The organism is Neobacillus sp. PS3-12 (genome assembly GCF_030915385.1).
Classification (GTDB): domain Bacteria; phylum Bacillota; class Bacilli; order Bacillales; family Cytobacillaceae; genus JAEVLT01.
Genome location: NZ_CP133268.1, coordinates 5,120,150 through 5,144,664, shown reverse-complemented (window position 1 = coordinate 5,144,664; position 24,515 = coordinate 5,120,150). Strand labels below are relative to the sequence as shown.

Here is a 24,515-nt window from a genome sequence, read left to right as displayed (position 1 = left end):
TAAGATTACTAATAATAAGGCGGGATCCTCTTGTATTATGAAGAGTTAAAAACTTTTGTTACGCTTGCAGAAGTAAAAAATTTTACAAAAACTGCGGAACTCCTTCTCATGTCGCAGCCAAGTGTAAGTTTACATATAAAAAATTTAGAAAAAGAATTTCAAACTAAATTATTCCAACGCTCGCCAAAATATTTAAAAATCACTCCAACCGGTGAAATTTTATATAAAAGAGCGCGGCAAATGATTACGATTTATGAACAAACAAGACAAGATATTCTTGAACACCATAACTCTATTAAAGGGGAATTAAAAATTGGTGCCAGTTTTACAATCGGCGAGTATATCCTGCCTTCTTTACTTATTGACCTTCAGACAAACTATCCAGAGCTTGAGCTTCATGTCATGATCGGCAATACCGAAGAAATTGTTCACTCCGTAAAGCTATTTCAAGTAGATGTTGGTTTAATTGAAGGACATACAAATGAAAAAGAAATTTCTGTCAACGCATTTATGCAGGATGAGTTATTTGTTGTTTCTTCGATTAATCATGAATTGGCTCGTAAAAAGGAAGTTACAATGTCTGACCTTCAGGATCAGAAATGGATAACCAGAGAAATTGGTTCGGGAACAGGTCAATATTTGAATCATGTAATTCGTTCCAATGGCCTCAAGGTTAAATCAATGCTGACCATTAGCAGCAATCAAGGAATTAAAGAAACGCTCATGAATGGAATGGGACTTTCCTTGCTTTCCCACAGTGTCATCGAAAGAGATGTCGAGCATGGCAATCTTTCGATTATAAAATTAAAAAATCATTCCTTTACTCGGACACTTTCCTATATATTTTCACCAATCATGCAAGACAAAAGGAATGTAAAAATTTTTATCGATATGCTAAACCAGAAATTACCAAACTAAACTAAGCCCATTCAACATTAATCTATGTTTTTATTGTATGTTCATAAAAAAAACTGGTTAGCATTTTGCTAACCAGTTTGCCGATTAATAATTGTATTTTGTATAACCATTATAGTGGTTTTTTTTATCAGAACCTTTTTTATTTTTTTCTAACTCTTGCCGCATTTTTCTTTCTTTCCATTGGTCATAAGTCATTCCATTACAATCAGGATCGTTCAAATATTTAATATATTCAGAGCTTAATGGATAAAACAAATGAACCACCTCCATAGTTATACTAACAATGTATGCGCTTACATATGAATATTGACAAAATCGCCATCCAATTGGATGACGATTTTTTTGGTTCATATTTAAAGGCCAATTTTTAATGTAATATACTTAATAAAACAGTCAGTGTTGCAAAGCTTAGTACAGTTGTTACGAGCGTGCCACTAGAAACAAATTGGGGCTTTGTATTGAATTGGATGGCATACATGGCTGTTGTAGCTGCTGTTGGCATAGCTGCTAAAATGATAATCACTTTTTGCAATAGCGGATCTAATGGGAACAACAGACATATAAAATAGGCAAGTATTGGCGAAGCAACTAGGCGAACGATACTGGCTACACTGATATTCTTCCAATCCATTTTTCTTGGATTGACTTCAGCCAGCTGCATTCCTAAGATAATCATCACAATTGGAACAGCACAGCTTCCCACTAAATCGATACTCTCGTAAAAGTTAGTTGGAATTTTTATGTGAAAATGCTGAAATAGTATTGCAGGTATGATTGCGTAATTCGTTGGTTGCTTTAATACTGTTTTAATGGCAACTTTTATTCCGGCTTTACCGCGTGCAGCAAAATACACCCCGAAAATACTCATGATAATCCCATGAAAAACCATAATCGGAACTGCGTAATTTACTCCAGCTTTACCAAATGCAAATAACACAATCGGGACACCATAGTTCCCGCTATTGGCAAAGGCAGTTAACAGGATTAACGCACTTTCCTGCTCTGTATCTTGTTTGGATAATCTTGTGATAATCATCATCACAACTACTAAAGCAAGAAAGATTAATAATGCTGTGATAACGATATACAATAATTTGCTATCTAATGGTGTTGTATAAAATGTTGTAAAGACAAGGGCTGGCATTAAGACATAAATGGATATAGTGGAGATCGGTTTAATGTCGACTTTAAAAATTTTTTGGACAATATAACCACTAAAAAAAATAAGAATAACAGGTAAAATCACTTGGATGAAAACCATTTTTCACTCATTCCCCAAACAGTTGTATGTATTTTCTATATTATTCTATTATAAACGAGTCACATACAATTGTCAGTCTATATCCATTTTTATCATTATTGAACGTTAGGTTTTTTGTCTGGAGTTCCTAGTCAACTTGTGCATTTTTAGATACCAACACATTAGATGTATTTACTGCTTTTTTTGGACGTACGGCAGCCCATACAAGACCTCCAAATACTAGTAAGACCACCGCTGTTGCTTGGAATGAATGCTGGAAACCAAGTCCAGGATTTGCAGAATGTTGAATTAGGTAACCTGTTGCATATGGGCCTACAATGCCTCCTAATGAAGTAATCGCCATGAACCAGCCTTGAATTTTTCCATTATGCTTTTTAGGGATCAATTCTACTAGAATAGCTGGTCCCAGCACTAATGTGATACAACCAAAGGTCAAACCAAGTGAAAGTAAAGCAATGGCTATAAAATTAGAACTAAACATTGTTCCAAAAAAGTAGCAGAAAGCACCAGTCAGCATCACTGGACCAAGTACAAACACACGTCCTTTAACGACACTTTTAGTTTTAGCAAAAAGTCTGTCTGAGATTGATGAAAACGTAATCTGTGAAAGTGTAATAAGGATCCATGGCAGAGCAACCACTATTTTTAATGTGTCTGGGCTTAATTTTCGGACGTTTTGCAAATAGTTTGGAAGCCAGTTAAGCCCAATTGTAAATGACCAATATGTTGCAAAGCCACATAATGCAACTAAAATAAAGTTTTTAGAAAATAGGACAGATGTAAATTTTGTTTCGGGCTCGAGGAAAGATACGTTTGAACTTTCTTTTGCCGTCGGATTCTCAATTTGTACATTTTTATGTTCTTTTGATAACCACAGCCATAAAACAATCCAAACCACTCCAATAACACCAGTAACAATAAAACCCGCCCGCCATCCATACGTTAAAATGATGTTCATCAAAACAGGTGCAGATATAGCTACTCCAAGCGGTCCGCCAATTGAGACTAATGTCAAACCAATACCCAACTTTTCTTTAGGAAGTGCCTTTGCCGCTGCTGTCATTGCTAACGAATAGGAAGGTCCTTCACCGGCCCCTAAAATAAGTCTTGTAACCAATAACCAAGAATAACTAGAAACAAATACAGTTGCTAACTGGACCAGCGCCCATATTGCCGCCATCCCGGCAATTACCTTTTTGGTCCCAATCTTATCAGCAAGGGCACCAACCAAAACTGCTGAAATAGAATATAGGAAGAAGAAAATACTGCCGACAAATCCCCATTGTTCTGGACTCAACCCTAATTCCTTTATAATGGGCACAGATGCAAACCCAATGATTGCCTTATCCGCATTACTAATAACTGTTAATAAGAACAAAAGTGAAATAATAATCCATGCGGCTTTTGAAATCTTACCTTTACTTTTAACTCGATTCATAAATTACCCCCAAATTTAATGTTAAATTTAAATTTATTTAAAGAACATAAGCCGATTGCATAAAAACGAGAATTTAGCCCAAGTTCTTAATTTTCTGAAATATTTTTACAGAAAGAAAGCACTTTTAACAGATTCAGCATTGATTATGTGGAGAATCGATTAAAAGTGCATTAACTAAAGAACAAATCGGATATTTATTTCAGACTAGTGATTATTTTTCTGACAGGACCCTGGTTTCTTTTTTCAATAAAAAGTTTGTTACGATGCTGTTAAATTCTTCAGGTTTTTCCCATTGCGGCCAATGGCCAGCATCCTTAATAACTACTAATTCACTATTAGGTATCATATCTTGAATCGGCTTTGCTTCCTCAACTGTCGAAGTAGGATCATGATCTGTCCAAGCTAACAGTGTCGGAACATTAATTTTGCTGCACCAAGCAGAATCCCAAGCGTATTTTACCCTTACATCAAGATCTTGGAGGCAAACGATATTATGAACAGCTTTTTGATAGGATGGCTGAGTATAAATTTTATAGCGTGTTTCAATTAGTTCATCCGTTACTTGGCTCTTGTCGTACATTAACCATTCAAGTCGTGTTTTTACATTTTCATAGTTTGCTTCAAGAACTGCTTTAAGGGTCGAGGCTTTCAGTCCCGCCATTACCTCAGGCTTGTTATTTACATTTCCTGGTGTGTTTAAAACTAATGCTTTAACGTACTTAGGATGATAGGCTGCAAACCATGCTGCCACCCAGCCGCCTAATGATTCACCAGAAAGATATACTTCTGATAAATCCAATGCCTGAATAACCGCTAATAAATGATCGCTATAACTATCGATTCCATATGGTTGATCAGGTTTATCCGTGTAACCATGTCCCAGCATATCGATACAGATTACTCGAAAGTTTTCACTTAAACCCTTCAGATTTCTTGCATATGCCTCAACATGTCCTCCAGTACCATGAAGTAAAATAAGTGGCTCACCATTTCCTGCTTCAAGTACCCGAGTTTTCACACCATTTGCATCCAAGTAATAAAGTTTAATTTCCACATCAGCTAAATCTGACCAAATTGTCATTTTTCATCTCTCCTTGTTTTTCTATAGAAGTTTTTAAAAAGTAAACCAGTGCCCTATCTTAAACAATAATTCACATGCTTACTTCAAATTCTGTTGACTTCTTATTTTCACCCTTAACAGGCTGACTAAATTGGACGATTGCCATGCCTGTTACCCATTCAGGTATTGGCTCATAAAACCTAATTTCGACATTAAAATTTTGCAGTGCACCAAGCAGAACAAGCCAGTTATGAATTTCCTGCCCGCCGTTGCCAAAGTGTTCTTCGATATATTCTGATGACCATTTTCTAAGGGAAGCAAAGTCTTTTTCCTTTACCAGACGTAAAAATTCGCGGTCACCTTCTTCATTTACTGGGCCGGTGATTAACGATGTTACCCTAGTTTCACGTGTTTTTAAATATTCATCAAGTTGTTCAATTTCCTGACGGCCATTTTTTAATACGTGGATTAACTGTTGGTCTTCAGGTTTTTGACTATCAATTTTTGGAATCGGCACCCAATGTGATATACCGCCTGATGCAATGATAGCCACCTTTTTATTCGAATCCCAAGACTCAATCGCTTTTCGTAACACTTCACCCAGCTGGAAGCATCGGTCCATCGTCGGAAGCGGAGGTGCGGCGGTATTTACAGCGATTGGTACAACTGGGATATCCAATTCAGAATTTAGAAAATAAATCGCCTGTGTATGACCGTGATCCACTTTCATTGACAATGTATAGGCGAAATCAATATTGTTTTCTAAACCGCTATTGAGAATATGTTTAGCTAATTCTTGTTGGACAGGAATTTTATATTTAGGGATCCGCCAATCTCCCCATCCTTCACATTCACCAATTCCAATTGTAAAAGAAGGCATATGGTCATAGAAGTAACTATTAAAATGATCATCAGATACTAAAACTAAAATATCTGCGCCAGCATCTTTCAGCCATTTATTCATTTCAGCTGTTGTTTGAATAAACCCCTGCCCCTTTCACCGGCAGACTCGGGGTTTGTCATGATCATTGGACTATGTGACATAGCTACACCTGCAATAATTTCAGCCATTTTCCCACTTCCTTTCAAAAAATTAAATTTATAAGCTATAAAATTAGTATTTTTTCATCAATGGAATGGACATTCTCATCCACTAGAAGTCGTTGCCAGATAATCGTTATTTTCCTATTCACCAATGGTGAAATTTCAGTTGTACATGTAAGAATGGGGCCGCCAGGAGAATCAAGTACAATCACTTCTGTTTGAAGTGATGCTGCTTCATTTTTTAATGTAACTTCATATCGTCCGGGTGCAGGCAGTGTATAATAGGGATAAGGCTTAAAAGTTCTCCCGTCATATTCACATTTGATTTCATAGTATTCTCCAAGAAAATAAGGAAGTTCCTCAACTTTTCCTGCTAAGAGCCTTTCCCTAATACAGGTAGAACTTATTTTCTCGCCCTTGTACCCTACTTTTTTCACCTTTGTAACCTCTATGAGTTTGCCAGAATCTTGGTATAACCGATCCATATTCCCCGCACCCTTGTATCCATAACAAAAATCAAAACCAGCGACTGCATGAACGACACCGAGTTCCACCAGGTACTTTACTGCAAATTCTTTCGGTTGAAGAGCAGAAAACTCTTTATTGAATTCCACAATATAAAATGTATCAACACCTAAGCTTTCGAGCCGTTTTTCTTTCTCAGAGAAGGGCATTAAATAATGAACTTGTTTTTTGCCGCTTCCGACAACGGATTTGGGATGGGGAAAAAAGCTCATTACTGCCAGTCGAACATTCAGTTCTTTTGCCTTCTCGAAAGCCGTGTTAATTACTTTACAATGCCCAGTGTGGAGACCGTCAAAGCAGCCCAGTGCCATAACTTTGTGTACTGCCTTTTCCTGCCAATGACTTAAGTTATCTCGGTTTAAATAAATCGTTTCCATACAGTCTCCTTTTTCGTCTACTAAATTGTGACAGGTTGTTCTTCAGCTAATGAACGGTAGCGGCCACTGTAGAACACAAGTGGTTCAACGTCATCAATCTTAATATCCGTTACTTTTCCAATAAACAAAATATGATCACCTTCAACATGCTCAGCTGAAACCTCACAGGCGATCTGGACTACTGATCCAGAAAGAACCGGTTTTCCATCTAGACGTTCAAAGACAACTTCCTTGTTTTCCTTTATTTGTTCGGCAAAAATCATCGAAAGTTCCTGCTGGTCTGCTGCTAAAATATTAACGGTAAAGAGCTTACTTTGTTTAATTTTGTCAAGAATTTTTGCTTTCTCTCCAATTGAAATTACAACAAGCTTTGGATCAAGTGACACAGACATAAACGCGTTTGCCGTCATTCCATGAACTCCTTCACCCTCCACTTCTGTTGCGATTACTGTTACACCTGTAGCAAATTTACCCATTGCATTTCGAAATTGACGATCATCCATTGTTGAAACCTCCTGGTAATCTGGGACTCTATCATTTTTCGAGGGACAGCTTGATTATGAGAAAAAGCTGTCTCCTCTGTTTTTCTCAAATTCTTGAAAAAAGAATCACTTATCCTCTAACACCGCTATCAAAACCAAATAAATCTTGGCCATAGGCTGCTACAGAATCCTCATATAAAGATGTTTTGTGTGTGGCAACACCGATAATATCTCTTAAGAACAACTCCATTGGGCCGCCTTTGTAAAGTGCCCCTCCTCCAAGTGTAAGCAATGCTCTTACTGCGATGTCTACACATATCTTTATTATTTTCGTACGAATGGCAAAGAACTCCGAACGTTCTGTTTTACGGCCATCTTTTTCATAGTTTTCGAGTAACGTAATATATTTATCCATCAGCGCATCCGCAACATGGAAATCCGCCGTCATTTCAGCTAGTACCCTTTGGCTCCGAGGGGATTCACTTTCACGCATTCCATCCATTAAACGGACACGTTTTTCCGTAAGTTTTTTAAATTCTTCCAGTATTCTTTCTGCACCGCCAATTGCCATATTTGGGAAGCCCAAATAGAAGGTAGGGTAAAATGGTACATGATAGAATGGATATTCCTTATCATACTCTGCTTCTGAATTGATTACTGCTTCAGGTGGCAGCCCAGTGATATCAGCAGCTTCTAGTCGCAACATCCGCTCCATTGGAACATAGACATTATCAACAATAACCTGGTTGCTTCCGCTACCCCGCAGGCCAAATGTATCCCAGTTTTTCACAATTTGAACTTCTGATGTTTTTAGCATTGGCAAGCAAACTTCTGGCTTGTCCCGATCGGGAAATTGGACTGTAACTCCAAGACCTATCCAATCACTATATAAAACACCGCTTGCAAAATTCCATGTTCCATTAATTCGGTATCCGTCGCCGTCCTTTTCTGCCTTGCCAACTGCAGCGAATACGTCAACGATCAAGCCGCCTTGATTGATGATCTCATCTCTTCCTTTTTTCGGCAGGTATGCTGGCAGAATATTATGGAGCGGGTAAAGATAAGTAAGCCAGGCAGCTGAAATATTGTAATTCGCAACCTTGCGAACAATCTGTGCAAATCCTTTCAAGTCGATTTGCGGTCCGCCATATTCCTTTGGTAGCATAATTTTGTTTATTTTTGTTTCTTTAATGAGATTGACAACATTTTCTGAAATGGTTGCATTTTTTTCTGCTTCTTGGGCCTCTTTTTCGGCGAGTTGACCAATCTTTTCAGCAGCAGCTACTAACTGCTCAATCGTTACCATTTCTTCTGTTACTGTATAGTTTCCCATGTTTACACCCTCTTTTTGATAATTTTAATTATTCTTTTCAATTAGTTTTTCCAGCAAAATCACATCATTAGGCCAGTCATTTTGAATAATATTTGGCAACGCTTTCATTAACCACTTAAATCACTTGCTTATATTACTTATCACCTACTTATAGTCTAGTTTGTTTTTAATTTTCAGACTAGAACAAAAAATGTTCATATTTTATTTATTTATCGCTAAATATTGTCCATTTTGTGAACTTGTTTTCATAAATAAAAAACTCCAGCCATGAAGACTAGAGGTTCAAATTTTTATTCAATATTCAGTTCTCCCAAAGCAATTAATGACTTGATAATCAAGATTAATTGGTGACTTTCGTTTGGATCTCGTAAATCTTTTTCCAGCAAACTTTCAATCTTTTTGATTCTATGTCGGAGTCCGCTCATCGATAATGCAAGATCATTCATGGTTTGCTCTAATTTTCCTCCATTTAACAGGAAAATGTATAAGGTTTTAAGGAGTTCAACTGTTTTGAGATCACCTGTATTATATAATGGGCCTAGTTCCTGCTCCGCAATCATTCTAATCCCGTTTATATTGTTTGAATTGATTAGCACGCCAACAATTCCCAATGTTTTGAATGGAACAATTTCCTTCCCAATCGTTAAACGTAAGGCAATAATAGCTTCCTCATAATTTTTAGAGGCGCTGGTAATATCCACACCTAAATTGCTAATTCCAAATTTAAATTGATTATTAGGATATTTTAGCACCATATAATTACGATAATCTTCTATTAGACTGATAATTGTTTTATTTTTAAAAGTCTCATTTGTTATAAATAAAATCATTTTGCCATCTCGTTGACTTACCAGGACATTGTGTTTCATTTCATTAAAATAGTGAAAGGTTGACTCAAAAATTTGCTCATGTAAAAGAAATTCTTCCTCTATTGTACTTTCCGTCCTCTTATACTCCATGACCGTAATATAATAGGGCAATCCCAAGTCTAATCCCGTATATTTCCCTCGTTTTGTAATTTCGTTTATTGGTAATCGACCATCCAGGATTTGTTCAAGAAAACTTCCTTTCATTCTTTCAAACGAAGTAAAGCTGGTTTTTTCATTTAAAAGAATAAGTGAAGCAGCATTAGCGAATCGATCCAAAAATAAATAATCTTCTTCATGCTGGCCACATTGTAAATCTTGATAAATAAATTCACAGTACCCAATTAGCTCTTTTTGGACAAGTATCGGTGTGATCAGCCGCTCTTGAATGGTTGTTTTAACTGTTTTTTTGCGAAACGGCAATCTTTGTTTTTCTTTTCTTTGAAAAAATTTCATTGAAGCATTTTCATTAATATAGTTTTCCATGTCTTTTTTCAGTTCGAGGTATTTTTCTTCCGATATACCAGAATACGAAATCGTCCGATGGTCAATATCCTCAATTAAAATAGGAATTTTTACATTATCATACACTAAGTCTGCAATCTCTTGTAAATTACTTCCATTTGATACCTCTTCGGTTAATTTCTTTTGAAAACTGGCTAATCTGGTTACAAAATTTTGTTGTTCAAGCAATTGCTCATATGTGTATTCTAATTCCTTTACGATCGGTATTTCATTATAAGAAGCTAATCCATTCTCCTTTTCCCATTCTTCTTGCGGCTTTACTTCCCAACTGCACACATGATCTCCCATACCGACACATGTCAATTCTTTGGCAAGCAAGGACTGTCCGCTAATTGTAGACATATAGCCGCTCGCATATCCGGTAAGCGTATGACAAACCGGATATTTTGAAATGCCATGTAATTTTATATGCTGAGCAGCTTCATAGGAATCAACCCAAATGCCTTTTCCTAAAATGGTTACAATATTTTTCTGCTCATCGAGTTTTACCTCACAATCATGCTTCATCCCGCTGATATGACCGTTGGTAATATGGAAAATGGGCCCCTGCTTTATTAAATATTCAAGTGAGGCATCTGTTTTCATTGCTTCATGTGCATCAGCTGCACCCATTTGCCAGCCAAAATGAAACAAGAACGCCTTAATTCTCTCTATTCCAATATACTCAGCCAACTGCTGACGGAGAATTCCAAAAGCAGATGCAGAGGCCAAAAGCTTACGATCACTATCATTAGTCCTAGCCTTATAACTATCTTCGGAAATCTTAATCTTCATCTATACTCACCCTAATTACGTATATTAATAATATAAAAATTTCTAAGTATACTAATTTTTGATGTAAGCGCAATCATTGCTATCTATTATTATTCTACCTTAAAGCTAACTTTAACGAAAACATTGTTTATTAAAAAAGGTGAGAAGCCCTGAGGCTGTCTCACCATGATATATAGTGTGGTAAAGATGTTAAATTCTCAACTTCATAGATTTGGTTCAATTATTTTGCAGCTACTGCACCTTTTGCTTTTGCAAGTTCTGCAGCTACATCAATAATCATATCTTCCTGGCCGCCGACTACCTGACGTTTTGCTAATTCGATTAAGATATCACGAGCATCGATTCCAAATTGTTTACCTGCACGTTTTGCATGGTATGCGAATGTTGAGTATACCCCTGCATAGCCAAGTGTGATTGCTTCTCTTGTAATCGTTGGTGTTACCGGTAGAAGTGGTGCTACAATATCCTCTGCTACATCTTCAATTTTGTATAAATCGATACCTGTTTTAATGCCCATACGTTCACAAACAGCTACAAGTGCTTCAGTTTGTGTATTACCTGCACCCGCACCGAAGCAGCGAACACTTCCGTCAATGCGAGTTGCGCCAGCTTTAATGGCTGCAATCGAGTTAGCCATTGCCATAGATAAGTTATTGTGGCCATGGAAACCAATTTCACATTGAAGTTCTTGTTTTAATGCATTAATTCGCTCTGTTACTTGGTCAGGAAGTAAATATCCTGCAGAGTCCGTAACATAAACAATATCTGCTCCATAGCTTTCCATTAATTTAGCTTGCTCCACTAATTTTCCAATAGGAGCCATATGAGCCATCATAAGGAATCCAACTGCTTCCATTCCTAATTCTTTTCCCAATGAGATATGTTGTGGAGAAACATCGGCTTCTGTTACATGTGTAGCAACACGAACCATTTTTGCCCCTAGGCTGGCAGCTTCTTTTAATTCAGTAAGCGTACCGATTCCTGGTAATAAAAGTACAGCAATTTTTGAATTTCCGGCAACAGATGCTGCAGCTTCGATTAATTCCATTTCGTTTACTTTTGATAAACCATATTGTAAAGATGATCCGGCTAAACCATCACCATGTGTGACTTCGATATAAGGAACATTGGCATCAGCTAATGCTTTTGTTACACTTACTACTTGGTCTACAGTATATTGATGTCTAACAGCGTGGCTTCCATCACGTAAAGCTACTTCAGTTATTAAAATATCTCTTTTGGTTGTCATGATTATTTTTTCCCCTTTCTCCAGCTCAAACTGTTTCTTTCGTTACGTTTTTTGCAAACTCTTCTGCAACACGAACAGCAGCGGATGTCATAATATCAAGGTTTCCAGAATACTTAGGTAAGTAGTCCCCTGCACCTTCTACTTCAAGAAGAACAGTTACTTTATTGCCATCAAAAATAGGTTCAGTACGTAAATGGTAACCAGGAACGTAAGATTGAACTGTTTTTTCCATTTCTGCAATGGATTCACGAATTGCTTGTTCATTCATTTTTCCTTCTTCAACAAGTGCATATACAGTATTACGCATCATGATTGGAGGTTCAGCAGGATTTAAGATAATGATTGCTTTACCTTTGTCAGCGCCGCCAACTACTTCAATTGCTTTTGATGTTGTTTCAGTAAATTCATCGATATTAGCACGGGTACCAGGACCAGCACTTTTACTTGAGATCGTAGCAACAATTTCACCGTAAACAACATTAGCTACGCGGTTAATAGCATGAACCATTGGAATAGTAGCTTGTCCGCCGCAAGTAATCATATTAATATTACTTTTAGTTAAATGCTCTCCAATGTTTACTGCTGGAGATACGTATGGTCCTACAGCTGCTGGTGTTAAATCGATCATTTTAATTCCGCGTTCTTGACATACTTTGTTGTTATAAATATGAGCTTTAGCCGAAGTAGCATCAAAAATGACATCTGCTTCTAAACTTGGATCTGCAAGGAAACCGTCGATTCCTGTGTCTACACCCGCATAACCTGCTTCTCTTGCACGACGCAGGCCGTCTGATTCAGGGTCAATCCCGATCACCGCAGTTAATTCTAAGTATTCTGATCTTCCTAATTTGACCATAAGGTCTGTCCCAATATTACCTGAGCCAATAATAGCTGCTTTTAATTTTGCCAAGATAATTCTCCTCCTCATTCCCTTTGGTTACTATTTTATTTATTAGTGAAATCTTAGCCTGTGTTTAAGCAGACTTGATTTTATACCCCATGCAACGTGAAATCTCGGCAGCCGCCTGTTTAATTCCTTCAATTACTTTAGAAAGCTGTTCATCCTCAAGCCTCATGGTTGGTGCAGCACAGCTTACTGATGCAATTGCTTTTCCTTGATGATTGAATATTGGTGCAGCCACACATCTGAGACCTATTTCAATCTCTTCATCATCAACAGAATAACCCTGTTGATGAATTGTTTTTAATTGCTTCTTAATCTCCTCTTGATCGGTCAGCGTGAATTCTGTGTACGGTTCCAAAGGACTCATTGAAAGAATCCTATCAATTTCAGCCTCATTTTGAAATGCAAGAATCGCCTTTCCAACACCTGTACAATGAATCGGAGCTCGTTTACCAACCTGCGAGGAAATCCTTAAAGTTTGTGGTCCTTCCACCTTTTCAATGTAGATCACTTCATCCCGCTGAAGTACAACTAAATGAACCGTTTCCTTCAATTTCGCTACAAGGGTCTCAATGATTGGACGGGCAATCCTTCCAACATCAATTTGATTTTCAACAGCAATACCCAGCTCAAATAATTTCAATCCAAGCTTGTACTTCAAATCATTTGGATTTTGCTCCAAGTAGCTACGGTGTTCCAAAGTTTTGATGATTCCATGGACAGTGCTTTTTGATAAAGAAAGTTGTTCACTGATTTCTTTTACACTCAAATCTGAAGATGAAGTTAAAAATAATTCCAGGACATCGGCTGCCCTTTCAACTGATTGAATCAAACGCTCAGCCATGTGAACCCCTCTTCTCATTCGGCATTATCGAATGCTATTCGCAAATTTTCAACCTCTGATATTATAGTATCGAACAGTTTGTCTTTTGTCAACATACTTTTTAGAATATTTAAAATCATGTCAATTATCACTTGTTATACATTCCAATTATAGAAAATAACAAAAAGTGCAGTAGATCCCTGCACTTTTTGTATTATATAGATTCTTGAATATCTTTTAGTTGGGAAAAGACTTTTTGGTATGCAGTAGCTTCAGATGCCATTCCTTTCTGTTGATACATCTTGCTAATTTTCCAAACTGGATCAGGGTCTTGCGGTTTAAGTTCCATCTCCCATGAATAGCAATCAATTGCAGGATCGAATTGTTCAAACTCTGCATAATAATCCCCCAACTCCATCATTCGGTCAGGATCCTCAAGCAAAATAACCATTTTACCTAATTTACGTAACACCAATGAATGGGGTAAAGCTGTTTGAAGTGGCAGAAGTTTTTCAAATACAGTTTTAAGGTCATATTCCTTTAACATGGTTACAATTAGTTGGTAAACTTGGACCTCCGATTGTCTATGGTTATCGGAATCCCCCTGCCTTTGGAGTACCTTAATAAAACGATCCAAATGGGATTCCACAAATTTTGCACCTACATTTTCCCATATTACTTTCAGAATTGAATCATAATGATCTGGGAGATCATCCATAAAATTTAACAAGTAAAGTGCTGCTTTTTCATAACTGCCATATTCTATCATATTCTCAATCATTTTCTGCGCCTCTGGCAGCACATGATATGGATTAATATTTTCATGGCTTAAAATAAGAATCCACTGCTCAATAGAGAGAATTTTGAGAGCCATCTTTGTATAGCTTTCAAACTCTTCCCTATCTATTAATCCTTTTTCTTTTTCTAGCCACAGCAAAATCAATTCAACATATGAGTCTTGTGCCATTAAGATTTTTTCTAAAATAAGTCGAATATCGGGATTAATTCGATTGTTGAAACAATATAGTTCAACATACAGAGGGTCCTTTTTTAAAATAGCTGGTAAACCTGAGGAATGGTAAAAATCATGGGCGGTATTAAATTCTCTAGAAGACATCCGTTCTTTTACTGGATTTGATTGTGGCGTAAACGTAGTTAAAATTTGCAATATTTGATATGCCTTCATATATTGACCATTTCTTTTGTAATTAAAATATATTTGATCAATATACTTTGCAAGAGTAGGTTTATCGAAGAATGAGTCAAGCGTGGTAGCGATATAGGCAATTTCCTGAGGAGAAAAATGAGCTTGCAAATACGTAAATAATTTATTTCTGGTTGGAATAGAAACCATTTTGTTGGGGATAAGTGCTGCTAAAATCGGATGTGATGATTCAATTACGAGGCCATCATGAAATACCTTGCTAATAAACGAATCTTCTGGAATCGTTTCAAGTTTATCTCCAAAGATACATGACTTTCTAAAATAAACAAGGTAATAGTCCTCAGCTTCCGCAGTTCTAACTTGAAAGACTTTACTTGTTGATTGGATCGCTGCACGGACAACCGTTCCATGGACAGATTTCTTCTTGTCTTTTATCAGTATTTCAGTTGGCATTAATCGTTCGTTAGTCATTTTTTACGAACCCCCTATTACATAGTCATATACGATGAAAGCTGTAAATTATTTATTTCATTATAACATAAAGAATTCTACAGATAACTACGATCGTTTAAAGCGGGTTTTAGTTCAACTATTTTGGCAGTAAAATAAGGCTAATTCAAAACGGCAAATACCATTTGAGTTAGCCTCTTCACAAATAACCTTTAACACAGCCTAACAATTATATCTCTTTTAAACGGCTGCAAATTGCATCGGCAACTTCAACTGTTGATGAAGTACCGCCGATATCACAAGTTTTTATCCCATCGTTTGTTACGTCCTCTACCACATTTAACAGCTGTTTACCCAATTCCCTCTCTCCGAAATGATCCAGCATCATTTTAGCTGTCCAAATTTGACCAATTGGATTGGCAATTCCTTTTCCGTAAATATCTGGCGCAGACCCATGAACTGGTTCAAACATGGATGGATATTTGCCATTTATATTAATATTTGCTGCTGGTGCAATTCCAATACTTCCCATTATGGCACCGCCGATATCTGTTAAGATATCACCAAACAGGTTGCTAGCAACAATCACATCAAAGATTTGTGGTCTAGTCACAAAAAATGCCGATAACGCATCAATATGGTAAGATGCTGTTTGAATATCAGGATAGTTCTTCTTCACTTCCTTAAATACCTCGTCCCAAAACGGCATCGAGTGTACAATCCCATTTGACTTCGTCGCAGACGTTACGTGTCCTCTTCTTTGCTTTGCAAGTTCAAAAGCATAACGCATCGCACGCTCTGTTCCTTTTCGTGTAAAAATTGCATTTTGTACCGCTATTTCATCCTCACCTTGATGGATTCTTCCCCCTGCCTCACTATATTCTCCCTCACTGTTTTCTCTCACTACAATTAAATCAAAATCATTTGGATTTACTAAAGGAGATTTCAGACCCTTGAAAAATTTAGCTGGACGAATATTAATCGATTGTTGGAATTCCCTTCGTATTTTTATTAAAAGTCCCCACAATGAAACATGATCAGGCACATGAGCAGGATTCCCAACAGCTCCAAGAAAAACGGCATGAAAATCTTTTAATATGTTTAATCCGTCATCAGGCATCATTTTTCCATGTTCAAGATAATAGTCACAACTCCAAGGAAAATCCTTAAATTTAAATTTCAGGCCTCCATGAAGGTCGGCAATCGTATCCAAAACTTTTAAAGCAACAGGTACAACTTCTTTACCAATTCCATCTCCTGGAAGAACGGCAATTTCATAATTTTTCATTTTAATAAACACATCCCTATGTAAGTTTTTTATGAATTAATTTAGCAAATCATCATTTCTATTCGCTGCCTTTGATTATACGGATCAAATTTTCTAAATCCTCAAGCGTATGTACTTTTAATAAACTAGCAGCTTTCTGCGGATTCTTTTCCTTTATTGCCTGAAAAATTTCTGTATGACCTTTAAGAACCGTTTCGGGCCGATTCTGTCCCTGCATATTAAGAACGCGGTAATAATAAATCAAACTGTTTAGGCTTTCTACAAGTTTGATTAACCTATTATTTCCGCTGTATTGCAGTGTTAAATTGTGAAAATTTGCATTACAAGCAACAATCATTTCCAGATTTTCAGTGTTGACTGCAATTGCAGTATCTTCTAGGTTTTTTTCAAGTTCTTTAATTTGCTCGATCGTTGCGCGCTCCGCGGTAAGTGCTACTGCTGCTGTTTCCAGGGCAATCCGGCATTCATAAATTTCCATAACATCCTCTAAGGCAGGCTTATAAACAGAAATTTGTGATTTATCATCAGATACCAATAAACCTTCATTGATTAAAACTTTTATCGTTTCACGTACAGGACTTCTACTAATCCCGTATTGTTTTGCGATTTGGGCTTCATATAATCGATCACCTGGTTTGAATTTCCCTTTAAAAATAGAATCCTTAATCGACTCAAGAATTTGCTGGTAATAGGGTAACCGTTTTTGTAAAGAATTAGAATCAAACATACTTTTCACCTCATCATCCTAAGTAAACTCGAAAGCGCTTAAACATCTGTCGGCTGTCGACACCTCTTATTTTTATCATAATATCAATTTGGTTAAATTTCAAATTATTTTAATTTCATAAAAAAATAGATCAGCCACATGGCTAATCCATTACTTTCCAGGCAGTTCCTTAATATTCAATGCCCGATTTAAATTGTTGCCATTTAGATATGCTAATCCCATGGCTATTAATAACAAGATACCTGTTGCAAAAAATACATCAGAGGGCGGTAAAATTCCACCGATCATGCCACCCATCATTGGACCGACTGTACCTCCAATTTGGTTGGCTGTTTGATTTAATCCGAACGCTCTTCCACGGAAATCATCTGGAGTTGACTTCACAACAAGTCCATTCAATGCAGGGAATACGGCACAGAAAAAGATTCCAAAAACAAACCGCATAATTGAAAAGCCCAAAATGTGATGAAAGAGAATTTGAGCCGCCATACCTAGTCCGCCGCCAAGTAATCCAATAACGAGCACTCGATAAAAACCAACCTTGTCCGCCCATTTGCCCCAATAAGGAGCAAATAGTGCACTTGCAATTCCAGGAAGTGAAAACACAATCCCAGCTAAAAACGACGCCTTTTCCGAAGAACCACCTAGCTTTATTATATACAAGGGTAAGATAGGTTCCACCGTCATTACTGATGCAGAGGTTATAACAGTTAAAATCAGGACAAGAACAAAGGGGCGATTTTTCCAGGCAACCATTAAGTCGTTTCTTACAGATCCCTTTTCCTTGCTTGGAGTAAAGTTCTCCTCAGTTACCCAAAAAATAATCAACAAAGTTGAAATAAGAATAATAATACCTGCACTAGCAAAAGCTACGCGATTCCCCACTAATTGAGCAATCCCACCACCAAGTATGGGGCCAACAATCTGCCCGGAGGCAGCTGCAGAGGATATCAAAGAAAGAGCATATCCTACTTTATGTTTTGGGGTATTTGTGCCAACTAAAGCAATTGCTCCTGGTATAAATCCGCTTAACAATCCTTGCAAGATTCTTAATCCTAAGATCTCGTATGGATTTGTTACAAATGCCATCAAAGTGTAGATGACAAACAAAACAAAACCAGCACGAATGATCATCGGCTTTCTGCCATATTTATCGGCAACACTTCCCCAAAAAGGCGATGCAAGCGCCCCTGCAAAGAAAGCAGAACTAAAAATTAATCCCGACCATAATTCAGTATGTTGATGCACCCCTAATTGCAGCAGGAAAATTGGCAAAAAGGGAATAACCATCGAAAAACTGGATGCCGTAAAAAAAACACCAATCCATAATACCCATAAATTCCGTTTCCATGTTTCCATAACTTCGCTCTCCATATGTAACCTAGTAAAACTTTTTCACATGTAAAATTCACTCCTGCCATCATAGCATAATTTAATAATATTTTCATAGTCGAAATAACTTCCATAATATTTTCACAATATTTATTACCATAAAAAAACTGTCTGAGATGTTTCTCAGACAGTTTCCCTTTTATGGTTTTGCTTCCCCATTTTGTGATGGGTGATAATTATATTTTGTGCGATTAATTGGCGTGAAATCTTTTGGTGTATAGAAACGTAAAAGATCTTCATTTACAACTTTATCTGATAGAGAAAGTTTTTGTTCTACGATCTGCTGATCCTTTTTAGCTTCTGCTAATCGATCTTCGCCTATCCCCAATTCCGTTGTAGTATCGTAATATTTACCATCTACAGCCGTAATTGTCGGACTGACAAAATCGCCATTACGGAATGGAACAAGGTCATCATGTTGTTTAGACAATAAATCCGTTCCAAACTGTACATAATTTTTGGAATCGATCCCCAATAAATGGAGAAGTGTTGGCAGAACATCAATTTGCCCGCCATATTCGTGATTCACTCCACCTTTCATCCCTGGAACCCGAATGAATAATGGTACACGTTGTAAACCTGCACTTTCAACAGGTGTTACTTCTTTTCCAATTACTTGACTCATTGTGCTGTCATTATCCTTGGAAATTCCATAATGATCGCCATAAATAATCACGATTGTATGATCATATAAACCTGATTTTTTTAGAGAAGTAAAAAACTGCTTTAATGCTTCATCTGCATATCGGGCTGTCTGGAAATATTTGTCCACAGTTGGAACACCGGTGTCATCAGGTTCAATGGTCGCATCCTTTTTATCAATTGGGAACGGAAAATGATTTGTCACGGTTATCAGCTTTGTATAAAATGGCTGTGGCAATGATTCCAGCATTGGCATTGATTGCTCCACAAATGGTTTGTCCATAAGGCCATATTGAGCAAGATCTTCAGGGTCTATTTTATAATAACTAGAATCAAAGAAGTGATCGTAACCAAAGGATTTATATACTTCACTACGATTCCAAAAGCTTCCGGTATTGCCGTGAAAAACGGCAGAGGTATAGCCCTTCCCACCTAGAATTCCAGGTGCTGCCTGGAATGTGTTTAAACTTTTCGTCATATAGGCCGAACCCTGCGGTAATCCATATAATGAATTTTCTAACATAAATTCTGCATCCGAAGTTTTCCCATGTCCTGTTTGATGGAAAAAATTATCAAAGTAGATCGTATTGTTATCTTTAATCAAGGAATTTAAAAACGGAGTTACTTCTTCCCCATGCAACTTATAATTGACCAGGAAATTTTGAAAGGATTCAAGATGATAGTAAATGACATTCATTCCTTTTCCGGCGCCAAAGTAAGTCGGATCAGGCTCAGCATAGTTAGACTTTGTGTAGTTAAGAACCGCAGTGATGTCATTGCTATCCGCCAAAACTCTTGCTGCAGAAGCTTTAGTGCTTTGAACAGTGTCATAAATGGTATAATCATACATTCCTATATATTTAACAATATAATTCCGATCAAATCCTCTTGTTAGTAATTCCGGCCGATCGATTTCTGCAAAACCGATATTTGCAAAAGTAAGCGCAAATGACAAAGAAAAAATAGCAGACACTTTACTGCGGTCCATATCTTTTATTTCTATTTTTACTCGCTGAAATACAAGTAAGGAACCTAACAATAAGAAATCAATGAAGAACAAAAAGTCATATGGTTTTAATAAGGAAACGACACTGCTGCTAACATCTCCAAAATTTTGAGTCTGTGATAAGGTCGGCAAGGTAATAAAATCATTAAAGAAGCGGTAATAAAGAATATTGCTATATAAAAGGAGCGATAAAATTAAATAAATCACCATTAAACCAATGTATTTCTTTCTTCCTTTAAAAAAGAATGCTAATCCCAGGAATAGCAAGGAAGATCCTATTGGATTAAATAACAACAAAAACTGTTGAAATGGATTTTCTATTCCTAATTTAAATTGTGTTAATTGTGCTATGTATGTTTTTATCCAAAGGAAAATGACGGCCAGAAAGTAAAAGCCAAGATATTTATCTAAAATATTTCGACCTTTATTGAATATCCTGTTCATTTTTATTTGTACCTCTTTTCTATCTTTCAGCCATTCTATTATGCCATAACTTTGTCCACTTTTATATATATTGAAACCAAAAATACTCTAGAACTATATTACCAATTTAATGAATCTAATAAAAACAAAAGAAAGAGCTGTTACATGAATGGATAGAACAAAGTAATTTCTAGGCTTCCGTTTGCATTTCCTGCCCTAGTCTGTTATGATTAATGAGAATTATTTTTGTTCGGTGTAAAGGATAGTATAAGTACAGACTTTTCGTCTTTATGATCACTTTTGGACAGGGATAGTATCTTTACAGTGTGGACTCACACTAGGAGGCAACAAATATGGAACAAGGTACAGTTAAATGGTTTAATGCAGAAAAAGGTTTTGGTTTTATCGAGCGTGAAGGTGGAGAAGACGTATTCGTCCATTTTTCTGCTATCCAATCTGAAGGTTTCAAATCATTAGACGAAGGTCAAAAAGTTACATTTGATGTTGAAAAAGGCGCTCGCGGACCTCAAGCTGCAAATGTAAAAAAAATCTAATAAATCTTCACCTAAAAACAGATCCTTTAAGGGTCTGTTTTTTTTATTTTAATAAATAAAAAGTAATCGTTTCCGTCATAATAATGGTGACTTTATTGTAGAAAATTTTTTCCATCTTAAAAAGAAAATGGAGTAAAAAACAATATAAGGTTGGATCATCATAAAGGCGGGTTGGTCATTAATGAAAAAATCTTTTGGAAGCTTTCATACTAAAAGGCTAAATAAATCCCCTCAAATATCAGACCAAACGAGTGAAATGAAAGAAAGTACGAAACAAGACGGGGAAATTGATAATTCGAAAAAGCTCTCCCTCGATTTAAATACCAATCTTGCAAATATCAAGCAGCGTTTTGCCAAGTGCTCTGATCTCGTTTTCCGCGAGTTTTCAATCTTTCAAACCCAGAAAGCCGTTCTAATTTTTATTGACGGATTGAATGATTCTAATCAACTCGAATTGCATTTGCTAAAACAGTTAATGTCTACTGAAAACATTCTTTTAAGAGGTTCCTCATTAAAAAAACTGTTAGAACAATTTGTAACAGTTGCTCAAACAACGGAGGTACAAACGATCGAGGAACTGCTTGAACATGTACTTTCTGGAGAAGCTGTTTTGCTTGCTGATGGTGAGACATCTGCAATTGCTTTAAGTGTAAAGAAATGGGATCATCGTTCAGTTGAAGAACCATTATCTGAGGCAGTTATCCGTGGACCACGCGATGGATTTACGGAAAGCATTCGTACAAATACCGCTCTTTTACGCAGACGAATCCGTACAGAAAATTTAAAAATGGAGTCAATGAAAATTGGCCGAGTTACCAAAACCGATGTCATTATTGCTTTTATAGACGGAATTGTGACTGATTCTGTTGTGACTGAAATAAAAAGCAGGCTTGAACGAATCGATATTGATGGCGTTTTAGAGAGTGGATATATTGAAGAATTGATTGAGGATAACCCTTTTTCTCCCTTTCCTCAATTTCAAAATACAGAACGGCCTGACGTAGTTGCAGCTAATTTATTAGAAGGCAAAGTAGCAATATTTGTCGATGGAACACCTTTTGTCCTGATTACACCCATTACATTATACGGTTTGCTTCAGGCATCAGAGGATTACTATGAGCGTGCACTCATCAGCACGATGCTCCGTTGGATAAGATTTATCTTTTTCTTGATCGCACTTTTATTGCCCTCTCTCTATATTGCGATTACAACCTACCATCAGGAAATGCTGCCGACTAATTTGCTATTGTCAGTCGCTTCTGCTCGTGAAAGCAGCCCATTTCCAGCATTTGTTGAAGCACTAATCATGGAAATAACCTTCGAAGCACTTCGTGAGGCAGGCGTTAGGCTGCCGCGTCCTGTTGGGTCTGCAATTAGTATTGTAGGTGCCCTTGTTATTGGACAAGCAGCCGTACAGGCAGGAATTGTTTCCGCCCCAATGGTTATTGTTGTATCTATTACCGGAATCGCATCTTTTACGATACCGCGGTTTAATTTAGGGATTAGCGTTCGCATGCTCCGTTTCCCTATTATGATTATGGCAGGAATACTTGGCCTTTTCGGGATCGTGATTGGATTACTGATTATTTTGATTCATCTTTCAAAGTTACGTTCATTGGGCGTACCTTATTTATCACCAATGGCTCCACTTACTTTTGAAAATTTAAAAGATGTCCTAGTCCGTGCACCTCATTGGGCACTTGGGCTGCGTCCTCGCGTATTTGGGTATCAAAATCCGCAGCGAATAGCGCCTGGTTTGAGACCTCGACCTGGAAAGAAGTAATCGAAAAGAGTCAACCAAGATGAGCAAAGGGGGTAAAAATCATAAAAGCAAAACCAGCATATTTCCTTATTTGTATGCTTTCCTTTTTGCTCGTTGGTTGTTGGGATCGGATTGAAGTAAATGATTTGGCGCTTGTTATGGCTACTGGGCTTGACAAAACATCTGACCAAAAATTACAGGTAACTGCACAAATTGCCACCCCTTCACAAGGAGGACAATCAGCCGCAAGTTCATCCAATCAATTACCTTATCTTGTTGTATCTACTATCGGAACCAACACCATTTCCGCAAAACAAAAAATGCAGGAGGAATTATCAAGAAGAATTTATATGCCACATCGGCGAGTATTAATTATCGGTGAAGACTTAGCCAAACAGGGATTCCAGCCAATTCTTGATCAATTGACGCGTGAACCAAGTTCACGTTTAGACACCTTTGTTTTAATTGCAAAAGGAACAACTGCCAATGCATTAATGAAAGTTCCATATCCTTACGAAGGTGTTCCAATGGAAGCAGTTCGTGAAATCGAACGTTCGAAATTAGGGCCTACTGTCACTCTAAAGGACCTGGTTAACGTAATCTCTTCTGGAACAATGTCACCCCTTCTGCCTGCAATTGAAATGGAATCTCAATCTAATGGGCATTCCACTTTTAGGATTAATGGTACAGCCATCTTCCGACATGATCGATTAATCGGCTGGCTTGATGATCGGAAAACACGAGGTCTTATGTGGCTGCGCAAGGATGTAAAACAGGCATTTATGACAATAAAATTAAATCAAACACCTGGGTACATTAGTATGAACCTAAATAATTATGCAACCAAGATATTTACAAAAAAAGAAAAGGGCCAGCTGGTTATTCATTTCACTGTTCTCGCAGATGGAGATATTGTAGAGAATTCAACTGACATAGATTTAATGGATCCGAAAAATGATACCCGATTAAATAAAATATTTTCAGATGAATTAAACAAGCGAATTACTTCTTCACTGTACACTATTCAGCATCGCTATCAAACCGACGTATTAGAAATCGGAGAAATCCTGCATCAACAAAAACCGAAGGAATGGAAAAAATTATCAGCCCATTGGGATCAAGAATTTCCTAAAGTAAAATTTGTTATTCAAACTAAAGTAAAAACCAATCATATTGGGATGACGGGAAAATTGAACTAATCGACAGAAATTTATTTTTCGATTGGGATAGTTTTCCTATTTTTTTATAATACTAACAATGAAGGATGTTTGTTGGCACAACAAAGGAGAGAAAAAATTCCATTGATGAAAGTGTTCAGTCTATCTTTGTTAGCCGTTATCATCTTGCTTTTTAATATTCGTTCTCTGTTAAAGGATATTAAAAGCAGACAATCAATCTTATATTTCTTGTTCCTTTTAATAGGCTGGGCTCTTGCATGGCTTTATTCCTCAGAGATCAACATACAGAGTCCTTATCAAACAATCGAGTCATTTTTTGAGCCGATTAACAATTGGCTATGGGGGTAAA

At 37.0% G+C, this 24,515-nt stretch carries 22 protein-coding genes; 5 read left to right on the top strand and 17 right to left on the bottom strand.

The window, feature by feature from the left end; all coding sequences use genetic code 11:
• The first annotated feature begins 30 nt into the window (after positions 1-30).
• Complete coding sequence (locus RCG17_RS25785) at positions 31-918, top strand: LysR family transcriptional regulator (protein WP_308172868.1); 888 nt, start codon at positions 31-33, stop codon at positions 916-918.
• An 84-nt stretch (positions 919-1,002) separates the two neighbouring features.
• On the opposite strand, the gene RCG17_RS25780 is transcribed toward RCG17_RS25785, so the two are convergent.
• The 17 genes from RCG17_RS25780 to RCG17_RS25700 form a co-directional block, all read right to left on the bottom strand.
• Positions 1,003-1,173 carry a hypothetical protein gene (locus tag RCG17_RS25780; protein WP_308172867.1) on the bottom strand — a complete coding sequence of 57 codons (171 nt, stop codon included), beginning with the start codon at positions 1,171-1,173 and terminating at the stop codon, positions 1,003-1,005.
• 112 nt (positions 1,174-1,285) lie between these two features.
• Entirely contained in the window at positions 1,286-2,179 is an 894-nt protein-coding gene (locus tag RCG17_RS25775; protein WP_308172866.1) for an AEC family transporter, read from the bottom strand.
• Positions 2,180-2,306: 127 nt separating this feature from the next.
• Positions 2,307-3,617, bottom strand: coding sequence for an MFS transporter (locus RCG17_RS25770; RefSeq protein WP_308172865.1), 1,311 nt, complete (start codon positions 3,615-3,617; stop codon positions 2,307-2,309).
• Between the two features lie 211 nt (positions 3,618-3,828).
• Positions 3,829-4,698 (bottom strand): alpha/beta fold hydrolase, encoded by an 870-nt coding sequence (locus RCG17_RS25765; protein WP_308172864.1) that lies wholly within the window; start codon positions 4,696-4,698, stop codon positions 3,829-3,831.
• Between the two features lie 70 nt (positions 4,699-4,768).
• Positions 4,769-5,641 carry a DODA-type extradiol aromatic ring-opening family dioxygenase gene (locus RCG17_RS25760; RefSeq protein WP_308172863.1) on the bottom strand — a complete coding sequence of 291 codons (873 nt, stop codon included), beginning with the start codon at positions 5,639-5,641 and terminating at the stop codon, positions 4,769-4,771.
• 142 nt (positions 5,642-5,783) lie between these two features.
• Positions 5,784-6,623: an FAD synthetase family protein gene (locus RCG17_RS25755; RefSeq protein WP_308172862.1), complete on the bottom strand. Its 840-nt coding sequence runs from the start codon at positions 6,621-6,623 to the stop codon at positions 5,784-5,786.
• Positions 6,624-6,643: 20 nt separating this feature from the next.
• Positions 6,644-7,126 (bottom strand): flavin reductase family protein, encoded by a 483-nt coding sequence (locus tag RCG17_RS25750; RefSeq protein ID WP_308172861.1) that lies wholly within the window; start codon positions 7,124-7,126, stop codon positions 6,644-6,646.
• A gap of 109 nt (positions 7,127-7,235) precedes the next feature.
• The gene (locus RCG17_RS25745) at positions 7,236-8,438 is read right to left on the bottom strand and encodes an acyl-CoA dehydrogenase family protein (RefSeq protein ID WP_308172860.1); all 1,203 of its coding nucleotides are present in this window, start codon (positions 8,436-8,438) and stop codon (positions 7,236-7,238) included.
• Positions 8,439-8,728: 290 nt separating this feature from the next.
• Positions 8,729-10,603: a XylR N-terminal domain-containing protein gene (locus RCG17_RS25740; protein ID WP_308172859.1), complete on the bottom strand. Its 1,875-nt coding sequence runs from the start codon at positions 10,601-10,603 to the stop codon at positions 8,729-8,731.
• Between the two features lie 220 nt (positions 10,604-10,823).
• Entirely contained in the window at positions 10,824-11,852 is a 1,029-nt protein-coding gene (dmpG, locus tag RCG17_RS25735) for a 4-hydroxy-2-oxovalerate aldolase (protein ID WP_308172858.1), read from the bottom strand.
• A 25-nt stretch (positions 11,853-11,877) separates the two neighbouring features.
• A complete protein-coding gene (locus RCG17_RS25730) occupies positions 11,878-12,762 on the bottom strand; it encodes an acetaldehyde dehydrogenase (acetylating) (protein WP_308172857.1) in 885 nt (294 codons plus the stop codon).
• A 64-nt stretch (positions 12,763-12,826) separates the two neighbouring features.
• A complete protein-coding gene (locus RCG17_RS25725) occupies positions 12,827-13,600 on the bottom strand; it encodes an IclR family transcriptional regulator (protein ID WP_308172856.1) in 774 nt (257 codons plus the stop codon).
• Between the two features lie 193 nt (positions 13,601-13,793).
• Positions 13,794-15,215: a tetratricopeptide repeat protein gene (locus tag RCG17_RS25720; protein ID WP_308172855.1), complete on the bottom strand. Its 1,422-nt coding sequence runs from the start codon at positions 15,213-15,215 to the stop codon at positions 13,794-13,796.
• 208 nt (positions 15,216-15,423) lie between these two features.
• Positions 15,424-16,482: a tartrate dehydrogenase gene (locus tag RCG17_RS25715; protein ID WP_308172854.1), complete on the bottom strand. Its 1,059-nt coding sequence runs from the start codon at positions 16,480-16,482 to the stop codon at positions 15,424-15,426.
• Positions 16,483-16,540: 58 nt separating this feature from the next.
• Positions 16,541-17,209 carry a GntR family transcriptional regulator gene (locus RCG17_RS25710; RefSeq protein WP_308172853.1) on the bottom strand — a complete coding sequence of 223 codons (669 nt, stop codon included), beginning with the start codon at positions 17,207-17,209 and terminating at the stop codon, positions 16,541-16,543.
• Between the two features lie 150 nt (positions 17,210-17,359).
• The gene (locus tag RCG17_RS25705; RefSeq protein ID WP_308172852.1) at positions 17,360-18,568 is read right to left on the bottom strand and encodes an MFS transporter; all 1,209 of its coding nucleotides are present in this window, start codon (positions 18,566-18,568) and stop codon (positions 17,360-17,362) included.
• Positions 18,569-18,740: 172 nt separating this feature from the next.
• The gene (locus RCG17_RS25700) at positions 18,741-20,693 is read right to left on the bottom strand and encodes a lipoteichoic acid synthase (protein WP_308172851.1); all 1,953 of its coding nucleotides are present in this window, start codon (positions 20,691-20,693) and stop codon (positions 18,741-18,743) included.
• 332 nt (positions 20,694-21,025) lie between these two features.
• On the opposite strand from RCG17_RS25700, the gene RCG17_RS25695 reads away from it, so the two are divergent.
• From RCG17_RS25695 to RCG17_RS25680, 4 genes are all read left to right on the top strand, one after another.
• Positions 21,026-21,226 carry a cold-shock protein gene (locus tag RCG17_RS25695; protein ID WP_308172850.1) on the top strand — a complete coding sequence of 67 codons (201 nt, stop codon included), beginning with the start codon at positions 21,026-21,028 and terminating at the stop codon, positions 21,224-21,226.
• Positions 21,227-21,407: 181 nt separating this feature from the next.
• Complete coding sequence (locus tag RCG17_RS25690) at positions 21,408-23,009, top strand: spore germination protein (protein ID WP_308172849.1); 1,602 nt, start codon at positions 21,408-21,410, stop codon at positions 23,007-23,009.
• A 38-nt stretch (positions 23,010-23,047) separates the two neighbouring features.
• Entirely contained in the window at positions 23,048-24,187 is a 1,140-nt protein-coding gene (locus tag RCG17_RS25685) for a Ger(x)C family spore germination protein (protein WP_308175957.1), read from the top strand.
• A 72-nt stretch (positions 24,188-24,259) separates the two neighbouring features.
• Positions 24,260-24,514 carry a hypothetical protein gene (locus RCG17_RS25680; RefSeq protein WP_308172848.1) on the top strand — a complete coding sequence of 85 codons (255 nt, stop codon included), beginning with the start codon at positions 24,260-24,262 and terminating at the stop codon, positions 24,512-24,514.
• Position 24,515: the final 1 nt, after the last annotated feature.

Coding starts and splice junctions, on each gene's coding strand:
- RCG17_RS25775 (WP_308172866.1), bottom strand. CDS start 2,179: ATGGTTTTCATCCAAGTGATTTTACCTGTTATTCTTATTTTTTTTAGT.
- RCG17_RS25770 (WP_308172865.1), bottom strand. CDS start 3,617: ATGAATCGAGTTAAAAGTAAAGGTAAGATTTCAAAAGCCGCATGGATT.
- RCG17_RS25765 (WP_308172864.1), bottom strand. CDS start 4,698: ATGACAATTTGGTCAGATTTAGCTGATGTGGAAATTAAACTTTATTAC.
- RCG17_RS25760 (WP_308172863.1), bottom strand. CDS start 5,641: ATGAATAAATGGCTGAAAGATGCTGGCGCAGATATTTTAGTTTTAGTA.
- RCG17_RS25755 (WP_308172862.1), bottom strand. CDS start 6,623: ATGGAAACGATTTATTTAAACCGAGATAACTTAAGTCATTGGCAGGAA.
- RCG17_RS25750 (WP_308172861.1), bottom strand. CDS start 7,126: ATGGATGATCGTCAATTTCGAAATGCAATGGGTAAATTTGCTACAGGT.
- RCG17_RS25745 (WP_308172860.1), bottom strand. CDS start 8,438: ATGGGAAACTATACAGTAACAGAAGAAATGGTAACGATTGAGCAGTTA.
- RCG17_RS25740 (WP_308172859.1), bottom strand. CDS start 10,603: ATGAAGATTAAGATTTCCGAAGATAGTTATAAGGCTAGGACTAATGAT.
- dmpG (WP_308172858.1), bottom strand. CDS start 11,852: ATGACAACCAAAAGAGATATTTTAATAACTGAAGTAGCTTTACGTGAT.
- RCG17_RS25725 (WP_308172856.1), bottom strand. CDS start 13,600: ATGGCTGAGCGTTTGATTCAATCAGTTGAAAGGGCAGCCGATGTCCTG.
- RCG17_RS25720 (WP_308172855.1), bottom strand. CDS start 15,215: ATGACTAACGAACGATTAATGCCAACTGAAATACTGATAAAAGACAAG.
- RCG17_RS25715 (WP_308172854.1), bottom strand. CDS start 16,482: ATGAAAAATTATGAAATTGCCGTTCTTCCAGGAGATGGAATTGGTAAA.
- RCG17_RS25710 (WP_308172853.1), bottom strand. CDS start 17,209: ATGTTTGATTCTAATTCTTTACAAAAACGGTTACCCTATTACCAGCAA.
- RCG17_RS25705 (WP_308172852.1), bottom strand. CDS start 18,568: ATGGAAACATGGAAACGGAATTTATGGGTATTATGGATTGGTGTTTTT.
- RCG17_RS25700 (WP_308172851.1), bottom strand. CDS start 20,693: ATGAACAGGATATTCAATAAAGGTCGAAATATTTTAGATAAATATCTT.
- RCG17_RS25695 (WP_308172850.1), top strand. CDS start 21,026: ATGGAACAAGGTACAGTTAAATGGTTTAATGCAGAAAAAGGTTTTGGT.
- RCG17_RS25690 (WP_308172849.1), top strand. CDS start 21,408: ATGAAAAAATCTTTTGGAAGCTTTCATACTAAAAGGCTAAATAAATCC.